12 protein-coding genes are annotated in these 13,206 nt (G+C 56.5%); all 12 read left to right on the plus strand.

What is annotated here, in order from left to right:
• Positions 1 to 238: 238 nt before the first annotated feature.
• The 12 genes from ACSFE6_RS15355 (at position 239) to ACSFE6_RS15410 (ending at position 12,971) form a co-directional block, all read left to right on the plus strand.
• Complete coding sequence (locus tag ACSFE6_RS15355; RefSeq protein WP_435428406.1) at positions 239 to 1,060, plus strand: SDR family oxidoreductase; 822 nt, start codon at positions 239 to 241, stop codon at positions 1,058 to 1,060.
• 618 nt (positions 1,061 to 1,678) lie between these two features.
• On the plus strand, positions 1,679 to 2,677 hold the full coding sequence (locus tag ACSFE6_RS15360) for a GlxA family transcriptional regulator (RefSeq protein WP_435428407.1): 999 nt from the start codon (positions 1,679 to 1,681) through the stop codon (positions 2,675 to 2,677).
• 160 nt (positions 2,678 to 2,837) lie between these two features.
• Positions 2,838 to 3,980 carry an aromatic ring-hydroxylating oxygenase subunit alpha gene (locus tag ACSFE6_RS15365; RefSeq protein WP_435428408.1) on the plus strand — a complete coding sequence of 381 codons (1,143 nt, stop codon included), beginning with the start codon at positions 2,838 to 2,840 and terminating at the stop codon, positions 3,978 to 3,980.
• A complete protein-coding gene (locus ACSFE6_RS15370) occupies positions 3,977 to 4,732 on the plus strand; it encodes an SDR family NAD(P)-dependent oxidoreductase (protein WP_435428409.1) in 756 nt (251 codons plus the stop codon). Before ACSFE6_RS15365 ends, ACSFE6_RS15370 begins: the two co-directional genes overlap by 4 nt.
• 8 nt (positions 4,733 to 4,740) lie before the next feature.
• Positions 4,741 to 5,670, plus strand: a complete 930-nt coding sequence (locus ACSFE6_RS15375) for a 3-keto-5-aminohexanoate cleavage protein (protein ID WP_435428410.1) — start codon at positions 4,741 to 4,743, stop codon at positions 5,668 to 5,670.
• 20 nt (positions 5,671 to 5,690) lie between these two features.
• Positions 5,691 to 7,112 carry an aminobutyraldehyde dehydrogenase gene (locus ACSFE6_RS15380; RefSeq protein WP_435428411.1) on the plus strand — a complete coding sequence of 474 codons (1,422 nt, stop codon included), beginning with the start codon at positions 5,691 to 5,693 and terminating at the stop codon, positions 7,110 to 7,112.
• 5 nt (positions 7,113 to 7,117) lie between these two features.
• Complete coding sequence (locus ACSFE6_RS15385; protein ID WP_435428412.1) at positions 7,118 to 7,867, plus strand: SDR family NAD(P)-dependent oxidoreductase; 750 nt, start codon at positions 7,118 to 7,120, stop codon at positions 7,865 to 7,867.
• On the plus strand, positions 7,867 to 8,799 hold the full coding sequence (locus ACSFE6_RS15390) for a 3-hydroxyacyl-CoA dehydrogenase NAD-binding domain-containing protein (RefSeq protein ID WP_435428413.1): 933 nt from the start codon (positions 7,867 to 7,869) through the stop codon (positions 8,797 to 8,799). Before ACSFE6_RS15385 ends, ACSFE6_RS15390 begins: the two co-directional genes overlap by 1 nt.
• A gap of 57 nt (positions 8,800 to 8,856) precedes the next feature.
• Positions 8,857 to 9,810, plus strand: a complete 954-nt coding sequence (locus ACSFE6_RS15395) for a PDR/VanB family oxidoreductase (protein WP_435428414.1) — start codon at positions 8,857 to 8,859, stop codon at positions 9,808 to 9,810.
• A gap of 32 nt (positions 9,811 to 9,842) precedes the next feature.
• Entirely contained in the window at positions 9,843 to 10,316 is a 474-nt protein-coding gene (locus tag ACSFE6_RS15400; RefSeq protein ID WP_435428415.1) for a thioesterase family protein, read from the plus strand.
• Between the two features lie 98 nt (positions 10,317 to 10,414).
• Positions 10,415 to 11,362 carry a choline ABC transporter substrate-binding protein gene (choX, locus tag ACSFE6_RS15405; protein ID WP_435428416.1) on the plus strand — a complete coding sequence of 316 codons (948 nt, stop codon included), beginning with the start codon at positions 10,415 to 10,417 and terminating at the stop codon, positions 11,360 to 11,362.
• 199 nt (positions 11,363 to 11,561) lie between these two features.
• Positions 11,562 to 12,971, plus strand: coding sequence for a purine-cytosine permease family protein (locus tag ACSFE6_RS15410; protein WP_435428417.1), 1,410 nt, complete (start codon positions 11,562 to 11,564; stop codon positions 12,969 to 12,971).
• The last annotated feature ends 235 nt before the right edge of the window (positions 12,972 to 13,206 follow it).

The raw sequence follows: 13,206 nt of genomic DNA on the forward strand, positions 1-13,206 counted from the left end.
GGAAGCACCCACACAGTGCTCAGTGCTGCTGGGGTACAAGCGCGAAACACCAGCGCAGTGAGGGAGGGGAGCATTGCGTGGACACTCCGTCCACCTCACCCGCTGGCGTTTCGCGGGCCAGTCTATACTCGGGATCGTTTTTGGTTGCCAACCCCGTTGGAGGGGGCAGCTACTGCTTTGCGAGACTTATTGGCTCATACCTCATCCGTATCAAACCAAGGGAGTCGCCACATTACTTATGGCCAACAAACTGACTTCCAGGGTTGCGATCGTTACCGGGGCGGCCCAAGGGATTGGCGAATCGATTGCGCGACTCTTCGCGCAGGAAGATTGCTTTGTCTACGTCACGGATATCAACGACGAGCTTGGCAGAACCGTTGCAGATTCACTCGGTGATTGCGCCAACTATCTGCGCCTTGATGTGCGGAGCGAAGAAGATTGGCAGCAAGTGACGGCGCAAATCCTGAAGGAGTGTGGCAGGCTGGACGTCTTGGTGAACAACGCCGGTATCACCGGATTCGAGCAAGGCTTCGTGCGGCACGACCCGGAGCATGCGCGTTTGGAGGACTGGCACGCCGTGCATCAAACCAATCTTGACGGTGTGTTCCTCGGTTGCAAATACGCCATTCGCGCCATGCGGCGTCACGGAACAGGCTCGATCATCAACATCTCGTCTCGATCCGGCCTGGTCGGCATTCCCGGCGCTGCGGCTTATGCGTCGTCCAAAGGCGCAGTACGCAATCACACCAAGACGGTGGCGCTCTACTGCGCCGAGCAAGGTCTTAAAGTCCGCTGCAACTCGATCCATCCTGCGGCCATCCTCACACCCATGTGGGAACCTATGTTGGGCACCGGCGCGGATCGTCAAGAGCGAATGGCCGCACTGGTTCAAGGTACGCCTCTGAGGCGGTTCGGGATGCCCGAAGAAGTTGCGGCTGTGGCACTGCTGCTCGCCTCGGATGACGCAACGTACATGACCGGCAGTGAGTTCAACATCGACGGCGGCCTGTTGGCAGGCACGGCCACGACGCCCACCGTAGGGGATGACAGCGGGGCCTGACTCAATGGGAAGGGCGCCCGCGCATATTCACACCTCACACTTCTCCAACTGCCCCAGGCGACTTCGTCTTGCATGGTCGCCAGCATCGCGCAGGTGTCGGGATAGTCATGCGACCAAGCCGCGCGAACAATCGAAACAGTCATAGACGTGGTTCCAGGATTTCAAGAGCGCGAGGTGCTCTGTCGAATGCAGCCGAAATGTCCTCCAGGGTTATGACCGGTTAGCCTGCATTCGATCTATTACGCTCCCCTTCGTTTTTGGGGGACTGGTCCGGTACTGAGCGACGGTGGAACGACACCTCTGCCCGGTATGGCTGAGACTTTGTCATGCCTGTACGTGTCGATAAGGTGTGCGCTTCGCTTTGTTGGTTTCGATGGAAGCCTGTGTCGACAGGCCGCAATCCACAGCCGATTGCTGCCTTTCGCATGGGGCTGCAATCGACCTGCAGAAGACGTTTGAAAGCTAGGACATAAGCGCTTAAAAATTCAGTGCAGACATGACACCAAACTTAGGATACAGGCCTTCGAGCAGAACGCATGAGTCACGCGCTGTATCCCAGGACGCAAGATTTGGCTGCGATGACGTATTATCAGTCATGCCACCAGATTGGAGATTCGCTTGTTCAAGTTTCTGGTCATCGTGTTTCCCTACTTCAATGCTGCCGCCACCACAGCCTTTGTCGACCCGTTTCGGGCCGCCAATTACTTGAGTGGGGAGAGTCGCTTCCATTGGGAGTTCGCTTCAGTGGAGGGAGGAGGCATTCGAGCCTCGAACGGTATGGACTTGTTTACCCAGTCCTTGGCGAACCTGCGAGACGAGCCTTGGGATTTGATTGTTGTCTCCTGTAGCTGGTCACCTGAACAGCACTACAGCTCATACCTGCAAGGCATGCTCAGAACTTGGGCAAGCAAAGGCTGCATGTTGGGAGCGATCGACACGGGTACGTTTCTGTTGGCCGAGGCTGGCTTGCTGTCAGGACGAAGGGCGACTGGGCATTACGAACATATCGATGCGCTCATCGAGCTCTATCCTGACGTCACCATCGTTGAGGACTTATATGTTTTCGACCAGAACCGAATCACCTGCTGCGGCGGCGCTGCCGCCACGGATACAGCCTTGCAACTGATCCGCAATATGCACGGTGAGACACTGGCCAATGAAGCTGCGCGTTATGTGTTTCATCAGGAATTTCGGCCAGCCAGCACCCAACAGAATCCCGAAAACCACCAGCCTCTGGGGCACACCATTCCACTAGTGGTGAAGCAGGCAATCAAGCTGATGGAGACTCATCTGGAGGAAGTCATCAGCATTCCGGAGATCTGTGAGCAGGTGGGTATATCACAGCGTCAGCTTGACCGATTGTTTCGTCAGGTGGTCCACAAAAGTCCGGCCCTGTACTACCGCGATATCCGCCTGGACCGCGCTCGTGGATTAGTAACGCAGACTGATTTGGCCCTGACTAAAGTCGGTGTCGCCTCCGGATTTCCCAACCAGTCTCATTTTTGCAAGATCTACCGGGAGCGCTTCGGATTGTCGCCTCGCAAGGACCGCCACGAAGGTCGCGTGCCATTCGATTATCGCGCTTGGCCAATGCATCAGATTGGCAAGGAACGTTAATCGCTGTCGTTAACTGTTTGCGCATATCTAAAAACGACAATGGCTAAAAAAGCAAAAAACTAGGCGTTTTTTGCACATTTCATTCTCTGCAGTCAGACCAATATCGACCCCACAGAACGAGCAGATCCCCAATGCTCGTCACAATAAAAGGGCCGTCGATATGTCTGAATTACTGCATCCTCGCCAATTCGAAACGATCAAGCAGGGTTACGATCCCGATCCGTTGATCTCCCAATCCCTGCGCGCCGACGCTTATGTCGAACCCGAATGGTTCCGCCTCGATCAACAGGAAATCATTGCTAAAAGCTGGCAGTGGGTATGCCACGTCGAGAAAGTGCGTGAGCCGGGCAGCTATACCACCGTTGATATCGCCGGCCGCCCGATCGCCGTGGTGCGGGATCAGGAAGGTGTACTGCGCGCCTTCTACAACGTCTGCAAGCATCGCGCTCACCCAGTGCTGCAAGGAGAAGGCAAGACTAAGCGGATTGTTTGCCCTTACCACTCCTGGTGCTACGGCCTGAACGGCAATCTGGTTGCCGCGCCACATGTTGGCGGCCTCAAGGAGTTCAATAAAGACGAGATTCACCTGAGCCCGGTTCAAGTGGAGGAGTTCTGCGGGTTCATCTACGTCAACCTCGATCCCGAGGCCGCACCTCTGCGCGAGCAGTCCGGCGATCTGGCCAAGGAAATCCAGCAATGGGCGCCGGACATCGAGAAGCTCACCTTCGCGCATCGGCTGACCTACGAGATCAAGTCGAACTGGAAAAACGTCGTCGACAACTTCCTCGAGTGCTACCACTGCCCGACCGCACATAAGGACTTCTGCACGCTTGTCGACATGGACACCTACAAGGTGAAGACCCATGGCATTTATTCGAGCCACATGGCCGAAGCTGGCAAGGGGCAAAACTCCGCCTATGACGTGTCCAAAGCCAGCGTTCGCACTCACGCTGTGTGGTGGCTGTGGCCTAACACCTGCCTGATGCGCTACCCAGGTCGCAGCTCGATGATCGTGTTGAACATCGTGCCAATGGGGCCTGATCGCACCTTCGAGACCTACGACTTTTTCCTGGAAACGCCCGAACCGGACGACATGGAAAAAGAGGCGATCCGCTACCTGGATGAAGTGCTGCAAGTCGAGGACATCTCGCTGGTGGAAAACGTCCAGCGCGGAATGCAGACCCCGGCTTTTGAACAGGGACGAATCGTCACCGACCCGAACGGTTCGGGCAAATCCGAACATGCACTGCATCACTTCCATGGTCTTGTACTCGACGCATACGCACGCAGTGTGAAGCCATGAGCAGCGGACTCGCGGGGAAGGTTGCACTGGTCACTGGGGGCACCGGCGGCATCGGGAAGGCTGTGTGCGAGCGACTGCTGAAGGAAGGGGCAGTTGTTTACGCCGCGGATCTCTCTCAAGGAGCGGGGGTGCAAGGTGCGCAATCCGTACACCTTGATGTTGGTAACGAGGAACAGGTACGAGCCGTCATGCAGCGAGTGGAGCAAAACCACGGCCGGCTGGATGTTCTTGTGAACGCGGCTGGCATTGAAGTGGAGCACACCATCGAGCACACCAGCTTGGAGGTCTGGAACCGCGTGTTCGCGGTGAATGTCACCGGGACCTTCCTGGTCAGCAAACACGCCTTGCCGCTGTTGCGCAAAAGCGCCGGAGCCAGCGTGATCAACTTCGGTTCCTACGACGGCTTCATTGCTGACCCAGGTCTGGCGGCGTATTGCGCCAGCAAGGGAGCGGTACACGCATTGACCCGTGCGATGGCCTGCGATCACGGTCCGGAAGGTATTCGTGTCAACGCGGTATGCCCCGGCTACATCGACACGCCCATGTTGCGAAGTTTTTTCCAAGGCCACGGTGACATCGCCAGCCTTGAAAACGCTGTACGAGATGTTCACCCCACCCGGCGTTACGGAACACCAGACGACGTCGCCAACCTCGTCTATTGGCTGGCCAGCGATGAAGCGCGCTATGCCAGTGGCCAGTTGTGGATTCTCGACGGTGGCCTTACCGCCCAAGTCCAACAAATGAAACTGTGAGTCTCGCCATGCCTAAGTCCGTCATTATCACCTGCGCCACCACTGGTGGCGTGCACACCCCGACCATGTCGGAATACCTGCCAATCACACCGCAGGAGATCGCCGACTCCTCCATTGAAGCGGCAAATGCCGGCGCGTCGATTATCCACCTGCATGCGCGCAATCCTGAAACCGGCAAGCCCGACCCACGCCCTGAACTGTTCCAGGATTTCATGGGGCAGATCCACCGTCAGAGCAATGCGGTACTGAACGTGTCTACCGGCGGAGGCCTGGGGATGACTCGCGAGGAGCGTCTGCGCGCAGCCCTGGCCGTCAGCCCCGAGATGGCCTCGCTGAATGTCGGTTCGATGAACTTCGGTATCTTCCCGATGAAGGCCAAGTACTCGAACTGGAAGCACGACTGGGAGCCGGCGTTCCTCGATAGCACTCGCGATTTCATCTTCCGCAACACCTTTGCCGACATCGAATACATCGTCAAGGAGCTGGGCGAAGGTCACGGCACTCGCTTCGAGTTCGAGTGCTACGACTTGGGTCACCTCTACAACCTGGCATGGGTGATTGACCAGGGTTGGGTCAAGCCTCCGTTCCTTATCCAGATCGTCTTCGGTGTGCTCGGTGGCGTCGGTGCTGACCTGGACAACCTCATGCACATGCATACCGTGGCGCAGAAGTTGTTCGGCAAGGATTACGAATGGTCCGTTCTGGCTGCCGGCAAGAATCAGATGACCTTCGCAACCCAGGCCGCAATGCTGGGCGGCAACGTACGCGTCGGTCTGGAGGACAGCCTGTTCATCGGAGCGGGCGAGAAGGCGAAGAGTAATGCCGAGCAGGTACTGAAGATTCGCTCAATCGTTGAGGGCCTGGGCTTGAAGGTAGCTACGCCAGAAGAAACGCGTGTGCGCCTCGGCCTGAAGGGGCGAGACAAGATCATCCTGTGACTCGCGATTGGGGATAAATCATGCATACGAAATTGTTAATCAACGGCGAACTCGTTGAGGGCGCAGCTGACTACCTGCCGGTCATCAATCCGTCGTCAGGTGAGGAGATCGTCAGTGTTCGCCAAGCTGATGATGCGCAATTGGCCTCTGCTGTGCGTGGCGCGCATGAAGCTTTTGAAGCGTACTCAAGAACAACCCCGGCACAGCGTGCCGGGCTCCTGATGGACATTGCGGATGTCGTCGAGAAGCATGCCGAAGCATTGGCTTCGCTCGAAAGCGACAACGTTGGCAAGCCTTGGCCATCGGCACTTGATGATGAAATGCCGCTGACCCTCGACACCTTTCGCTTCTTCGCCGGGGCAGCCCGGACCATGGCAGGTGTGGCGGCAGGGGAATATGTGCCGGGGCATACCAGCCTGATCCGACGTGATCCGATTGGCCCGGTGGCAGCTATTGCTCCCTGGAATTACCCCCTGATGATGGCCGCCTGGAAGTTGGCCGCCCCTCTGGCCGCTGGTTGCAGTGTGGTACTCAAACCTTCGGAAGTTACGCCGCTGTCAACGCTTCATCTTGCTCACCTGCTGGCTGATGTGGTGCCCAAAGGGGTCATCAACATCATCCATGGCGTAGGGAGTTCGACAGGTGACCACCTGATAAACGCCGAAGGCATTGAAGCGGTGAGCATCACCGGTTCGCCTGCTACAGGCAGCGCTGCCATGCGTGCCGCAGCACGTGATATGCGCCAGGTCCATGTGGAACTTGGAGGCAAGGCTCCCGTTATCGTCTACGAAGACGCGGACATCGATAAATTGGTGGCCACCTTGCGGGCCACGGCATTTTTCAATGCCGGCCAGGATTGCGCACAGCCCTGCAGACTTCTGGTGGCCAGCAAGATCTATGACCGCGTCGTCAGCGCCCTGGCGGAGGCCGCGTCGTCAATCAAGGTCGGAGCGCCAAAAGCGGCTGGTACGGAAATGGGGCCATTGGTAACCGAGCTTCATCGCCAACGAGTGGCCGGTTTTGTCGATCGGGCGCGGGCCTACGCCGAAGTCGTAACCGGTGGAGCTGTCCAGCCTGGCGGTGGTTACTTCTACAGCCCAACAGTCGTTGCCGATGTCGATCACCACGCCGAAATCGCAACCCAGGAAATGTTCGGTCCTGTGATCACAGTGTCGCGATTCACCGAAGATCAGGATCCGATCTCCATTGCCAACGCTACCCGCTACGGTCTGGCCTCGTCGGTGTGGACTCGTGACAGTGGTCGCGCTATGGAGGCCAGCAGCCGGCTGCGATACGGCTTCACATGGGTCAATACACATGGCGTAGCCACACCAGAGATGCCCTGGGCTGCCATGAAAGGCTCGGGCCACGGCTGTGACATGTCGGTGTTTGCGCTTGATGCTTACACCAGTGTGCGCCACGTCATGCTGGCGCACGGGTGACAACCATGAACAGACCTGTAGTTATCGTGACTGGCGGTGGTCGTGGTATCGGACGCGCGATCGTAGATATGTTCGTTGCCCAAGGCGGCCAGGTCGTCGCCTGTGGAAGGGGAACCAGGCCCCGGGATCTTGATACTGGAGTTGAGTGGGTGCAGGCGGATGTCTCCAGGTCCGAAGACGCCCGGCATATTGTCGAGCGGACGGAACAGCGCTTCGGCAAGGTGAGCGTGCTGGTGAACAACGCTGGCGTACAGCTTGAGAAAACCGTGCTTGAAAGTAGCGATGCCGATTGGGACGAGGTCATCGGCATCAACGCCCGAGGTACGTTCAACCTGTGCCGCGCTGTGCTGCCAGGCATGGTTCAGCACGGCGGCACGATCATCAATCTGGGCTCGATATCAGGGCAAACAGCCGACCCGGGCATGGCGCTTTACAACGCCTCCAAAGCATTCGTGCATGGCCTGACCCGTTCCATTGCCGTGGACCATGGTCCTCGAGTTCGCTGCAATGCGGTATGCCCAGGTTGGATCATGACCGCGATGGCCGAAGACGCTTTCGCCATGGCTGACAACCCGGAAAGAGCCAAAGCTGACGCTCTGGCTCGCCACCCCATAGGTCGCTTTGGACACCCAGACGACATTGCCGAAACGGTGGTGTGGCTGGCTTCGGACGCGGCGCGCTTCATCACCGGACAGTGCTTTGTCATCGATGGCGGCCTGACCAGTGCATCTCCATTACAACCGAGGTTCTTCTGATGAGTGAATTCCAAAATGTTGCGGTGATCGGCGCGGGAGTGATCGGTGCCAGTTGGGCCGCACTGTTCCTGGCATCCGGACGAAATGTTGCTGTGTACGACCCGTCGCCGACGATGGAGGCCGATGTACGCGCCTACATCGACAATGCGTGGCCAACCCTGTGCGAGCTGGGTTTGGCCCAATCCGAACCGGGCCAGTTGAGTTTCCACAACGATGTTGCCGGTGCCGTACAGCAGGCCGACTTCGTTCAGGAAAGCGTGCCTGAGCGGATTGCAATCAAGCACGATCTGTTCGCAAAACTTGAAGCTGCTCTCAAGCCTGGCGCGATCGTGGCGTCTTCCGCTTCCGGTTTGCGCCTGGGTGAAATGCAGGCTGGTTGGAAAAACCCTTCGCATTTCATTTTGGGACACCCATTCAACCCACCGCACCTCATTCCACTGGTCGAGGTGATGGGAAATGAAAAAACCGCTGCCGGTGTTGTCGAGCAGGCGGAGCGCTTCTACGAGCTGGTGGGCAAGGTCACGATCCGTGTCAACCGCGAAGTCCGGGGTCATGTGGCTAACCGCCTGCAAGCTGCGCTCTGGCGCGAGGCCATTCACCTGGTGAAAAGCGGTGTAGCGAGTGTCGAAGACGTCGACAAAGCCGTCTGGGCAGGTCCAGGCCTGCGTTGGGCGGCGATGGGTCCAACCATGCTATTCCACCTCGGTGGTGGGTCGGAAGGCCTGAGCTCCTTCTGCCAGAAGTACACCGAGAGCTTCCACGGCTGGTGGGACGATCTTGGTGATCCGCGACTGGATGCCGATACCGCCTCGATGTTGGTCGAGGGCGTGCACGATGAAGCAGGGAACGACAGTTGGGCAACGCTCGCGACACATCGGGATGAGCTGATCACTCACATGTTGAAGGCGACTGCGCCGCTTCGGCGCCGTTGAGTTGCGGCCGGAGGCGTAAATCGTCTCGGGCCAGTTTGCCGTTGCGTGAGGTTTGCCATGCCTGATGAAGTATTGAACCTACAAATAACTGACCTGATTGCTGAAGCCAAAGGTGTCATGGTCGTCGAGCTGCGCTCGCCCACGGGAGAAGCGCTACCACCGTTTAAACCCGGCGCCCACATCGAATTGCATTTGCCGGGGAATATCGTGCGCCAGTATTCGCTGTGCAACGATGCAAAAGAAAATCACCGCTACTGCGTGGGCGTTGGCCTGTCGCCCGTCAGCCGAGGTGGCTCGCAGCACGTTCATCAGTCCTTGCGCGTTGGCGATACCCTGAAAATCAGCCCACCGCGTAATCACTTTCCACTGGAAGAGGATGCGCCAGGTTTTGTGTTCTTTGCCGGCGGCATCGGGATCACACCAGTCTGGTCAATGATCCAGTGGTGTGAAGCCAACAAGCGCCCATGGCACCTCTACTACCTGGTTCGTAGCCGCCAACGGGCAGCCTTCCTGGAAGAACTTCGTGCCTTTGGCGATCAGGTCACCTTGCATGCCGATGATGAGGCGGGTGGATTGTTCGATATCTCTACAGCAATCAATCAGCAATCGTCGAATGCTCATTTTTACACCTGTGGGCCAACGCCTTTGATGCTCGCCGTTGAAGCTGCGGCAGCTGGCTTTCCTGAGGAACAAGTACATTTCGAGTGGTTTACCCCCAAGGAACCTAAAAGTTCCGCTACCGATAAAGCCTTCACTGTCCAGCTTGCCCGAAGCGGAAAAACTTTCGAGGTGCCAGCGGACCAAAGCATTCTTCAGGTGCTCGAAGCGAACGGTCTTCGAGTGGAAAGTTCGTGCCGTGAGGGGACATGCGCCTCATGCGAAATCTGCGTCCTGGACGGTATTCCAGACCATCGCGACAGCGTGCTGACAGCATCCGAGCGCAAGAAGAACGACGTGATGATGATCTGCGTTTCCCGCTCGCTATCAGAAAGCCTCGTTCTCGATCTCTGAAGTGTGCCCATGAATTCTGGAAGGAATTACTCATGAAAAACCTGCTGCTCGTCCACCAGGCGACGATTGTCGAGGATTGGATCGACTACAACGGCCACCTGCGCGATGCCTTTTACTTTCTACTGTTCAGTCATGCGACCGATGCGTTGATGGATCACATCGGCCTGGACGCCCACGGGCGGGCAAAGTACGGGCATACCTTGTACACGCTGGAAGCGCACATCAACTACCTGAGCGAAACCAAGCTGGGAGAACAAGTTCAGGTGTTCACTCAACTTGTGGACCATGACAGTAAGCGACTGCACATCGTCCATCACTTGTATCGGCCTACAGACGCAACACTGTTGGCAGCCAGCGAACAGATGCTCATGAACATCAGTAGCGAGGCAGGCCGCGCTGTTAAATTCGCTGGTCCCGTCGAAGAAAAAATCAGCCAGATATTCGACTCTCACCAGTCGCTGCCACGCCCAGGCTACTGCGGGCGCGTCATCGGAATACGCCGTTAGAAATCACGCTTTTGCTGCATAAAACAAGAAGACAGCTTTACCTCTGAATAACAAGAAACTGCCGCTTTCCATAGCCGCTACAGAGAGGAATTTGCGTCATGAAAAATGCACGTTGTGTCATGCTGTGCTCCGCCCTGGCACTGTCCGTAAACACCTACGCGGCTGAACCACCGCAGTGTCGACTGGTACGGATGTCCGATCCTGGCTGGACCGATATCCAGACCACCACTGCGATCGCCACCACGCTTCTGAAAGGACTCGGTTATCAAACCAAGTCAACTTTGGTCGGTGTTCCGCTGACCTTCAAGGCTTTGTCAGAAGGCAAGACCATGGATGTGTTCCTTGGCACATGGCTCCCCACCATGGACCCGGATCTCAAACCGTATCGTGACGCCGGCACGATCGACATCGTGCGTGTCAACCTTCAGCACGCCAAGTACACGCTTGCAGTCCCGCAGGCACTGTGGGACCAAGGGTTGAAGGATTTTTCCGATATCGCCAAGTTCAAGGATGCTCTGGGTGGCAAAGTTTATGGCCTGGAGCCAGGGGATGGTGGCAACAATGCTGTCCTGAAGGCAATCGATGAGAACGCTTTCGGCTTGAAGGACGCGGGTTTCAGAGTAGTTGCATCGAGTGAATCTGGAATGCTGTCACAGGTGGACCGAGCCCAACGCCGTAATGAAGCGATCGTCTATCTGGGGTGGGAACCTCATCCCATGAACACGCGCTTCAAGATGAAGTTTCTCACGGGCGGGGATTCCTATTTCGGTCCTGACTTCGGTGACGCGACGGTCTATACCAGTACCCGCAAAGGCTATGTTGACGAGTGTCCCAACGTCGGTCAGTTGTTGAAGAATCTCAACTTCACCCTGGATATGGAGAACCACATCATGGGCTCCATCCTGGATGAGAAGATGGACCCCGAAGTTGCGGCCAAAGCATGGCTGAAGCAAAACCCTGAGGTGCTAAATGGCTGGCTGACAGGCGTGACGACATGGGACGGTCAACCGGGGCTGGCGAAGGTCAGGGCGGAGTTGGCGCCATGAAAAATACAGTCCTTAAATTTCTAGCCGATTCGCGTTCAATGGCGTCGTAACAACAGACGGGAAACCGGGATTCGACGCTTTTCAGCGTTCACTCAAGAACTGAATTGGCCCAGCTTTAGGCCTATTAAACGGGTGGTTCTGAGTAGGCGAAATTCGCTTGCCCGTGGCGAAGCCTGCCTGACGACAAGGTAAAAATAAAATGAAAGTCGAGAAACGCAGTATTGAATTCGTACCGCACAACGAGCGTTACGGAAGGCCTCGGCGGCTGTTCACTGTCTGGTTCAGTTCTAACTTGCAAGTGACCGCTTTAATCATTGGCACATTAGGAATCGCCTCTGGGCTCAGCCTGATGTGGACACTACTTGGGTTGATCATTGGCAGTATGATCGGCACTGTTTTCATGGCTGCACACTCTGCTCAAGGGCCCCATCTCGGCGTGCCTCAAATGATCCAAAGCCGTGCGCAGTTTGGTGTGTTCGGTGCTGCGATTCCACTGACGGTGATGGTCACAGCGGCTGTACTGTTCATGGCCGCCAGCGGCGTATTGATGCGTGACACGCTCAAGACGTTGCTTCCAGTAACGGACAACCAGGCGATACTGATCATCGGGGCCGCAACATTCATGATCGGGGTGGTGGGCTACGAGCTCATCCATCGCCTGGGAGCGTGGATGACGTTGTTGTCGACGCTGGTGTTTGGTACCGCGCTGGTATTGATCCTGGTTCGTGCCAGCTCGCAGGGTCCCCTTCACATAGAGGCGGGGACATTTTCCATGCCGGTGTTCAATCTGGTGATTGCTCAGGCCGCGTCCTGGACTTTGGGTTACGGACCCTATGTGGCTGATTACTCCCGTTATCTACCCGCTGATGTTCGTACCCGTGACACGTTTTGGACCACGTATTTCGGTTGTGCATTGGGTTCGTTAGGGATGATGGCCCTTGGCGCGTTGCTCGCGACTGTAGTGCCCTCGGCGCTCAATCTCGATCCTGGGGCAGCTATTGCGGATCTATTCGGCCCTTGGGCTAAAGCTGCGTTGATGGTGGTAGTACTCGGTGTTATCCAATACAACGTGCTGTGCCTTTACAGCGCTTATATGTCTTCCACCACCATTTTCAGTGGTTTCGCGAAACTCCAACGTGTTCGGCCCGGCACGAAGGCTTTGGTGATGGCGATTCTTTCCATACTAGCGTGCCTCATTGCTACGCAGACCCAATATCACTTCGATACTTTCTTTGCGGATATCCTGATCGGCCAACTCTATTTGCTGATTCCGTGGAGTGCGATAAACCTCGTGGATTACTACGTGGTCCGACGGGGCGAATATCACATTGATGACCTGTATGAAGCTCATGGCAGGTATGGGCGTTGGAACAGGAAAACCATGATCGTCTATGCGGTGTCGGTGCTGGGGACTATACCGTTCATGAAGCTTTCTTTTTTTGAAGGTTTTTTTGCCAGGTTGATTGGAGCTGATATCAGCTGGATAGCAGGATTGACATTGGCAGGTCTACTTTACTACGTCATCCACTCGCCGCGAGTGCCGACAGTAGACGTTCAGTTACGAGAGCGTCAGGGCAAGATTTCACTTTTCGCCAACGCCGAAGAGTAGACGAATGACCGCTGCGACCTGCCGGCGTGACTCGTAAAGCAGCATGCCAGCAAGCTCGCATAGACAACAGACCTTGGACATGTAACCCGGATCAACGTCCGCTCTTGGCCGATTCTGTTGAAAAAGTCGGATTTTCGGCTCGCCTGAACTCACGCACGATCACCACCGAAGAATCTACTCACCACATCGAGTGGTTTTTCGGCTCTTCGTTGACCTTTGCTGCTCAGTTAGTGGG

Source organism: Pseudomonas baetica (genome assembly GCF_051216495.1).
In the GTDB taxonomy this organism is placed as follows: domain Bacteria; phylum Pseudomonadota; class Gammaproteobacteria; order Pseudomonadales; family Pseudomonadaceae; genus Aquipseudomonas; species Aquipseudomonas baetica_B.

Excerpts from the sequence above, each read along its gene's own strand:
- ACSFE6_RS15355 (WP_435428406.1), top strand. The coding sequence starts at position 239 with ATGGCCAACAAACTGACTTCCAGGGTTGCGATCGTTACCGGGGCGGCC.
- ACSFE6_RS15365 (WP_435428408.1), top strand. The coding sequence starts at position 2,838 with ATGTCTGAATTACTGCATCCTCGCCAATTCGAAACGATCAAGCAGGGT.
- ACSFE6_RS15370 (WP_435428409.1), top strand. The coding sequence starts at position 3,977 with ATGAGCAGCGGACTCGCGGGGAAGGTTGCACTGGTCACTGGGGGCACC.
- ACSFE6_RS15375 (WP_435428410.1), top strand. The coding sequence starts at position 4,741 with ATGCCTAAGTCCGTCATTATCACCTGCGCCACCACTGGTGGCGTGCAC.
- ACSFE6_RS15380 (WP_435428411.1), top strand. The coding sequence starts at position 5,691 with ATGCATACGAAATTGTTAATCAACGGCGAACTCGTTGAGGGCGCAGCT.
- ACSFE6_RS15385 (WP_435428412.1), top strand. The coding sequence starts at position 7,118 with ATGAACAGACCTGTAGTTATCGTGACTGGCGGTGGTCGTGGTATCGGA.
- ACSFE6_RS15390 (WP_435428413.1), top strand. The coding sequence starts at position 7,867 with ATGAGTGAATTCCAAAATGTTGCGGTGATCGGCGCGGGAGTGATCGGT.
- ACSFE6_RS15395 (WP_435428414.1), top strand. The coding sequence starts at position 8,857 with ATGCCTGATGAAGTATTGAACCTACAAATAACTGACCTGATTGCTGAA.
- ACSFE6_RS15400 (WP_435428415.1), top strand. The coding sequence starts at position 9,843 with ATGAAAAACCTGCTGCTCGTCCACCAGGCGACGATTGTCGAGGATTGG.
- choX (WP_435428416.1), top strand. The coding sequence starts at position 10,415 with ATGAAAAATGCACGTTGTGTCATGCTGTGCTCCGCCCTGGCACTGTCC.
- ACSFE6_RS15410 (WP_435428417.1), top strand. The coding sequence starts at position 11,562 with ATGAAAGTCGAGAAACGCAGTATTGAATTCGTACCGCACAACGAGCGT.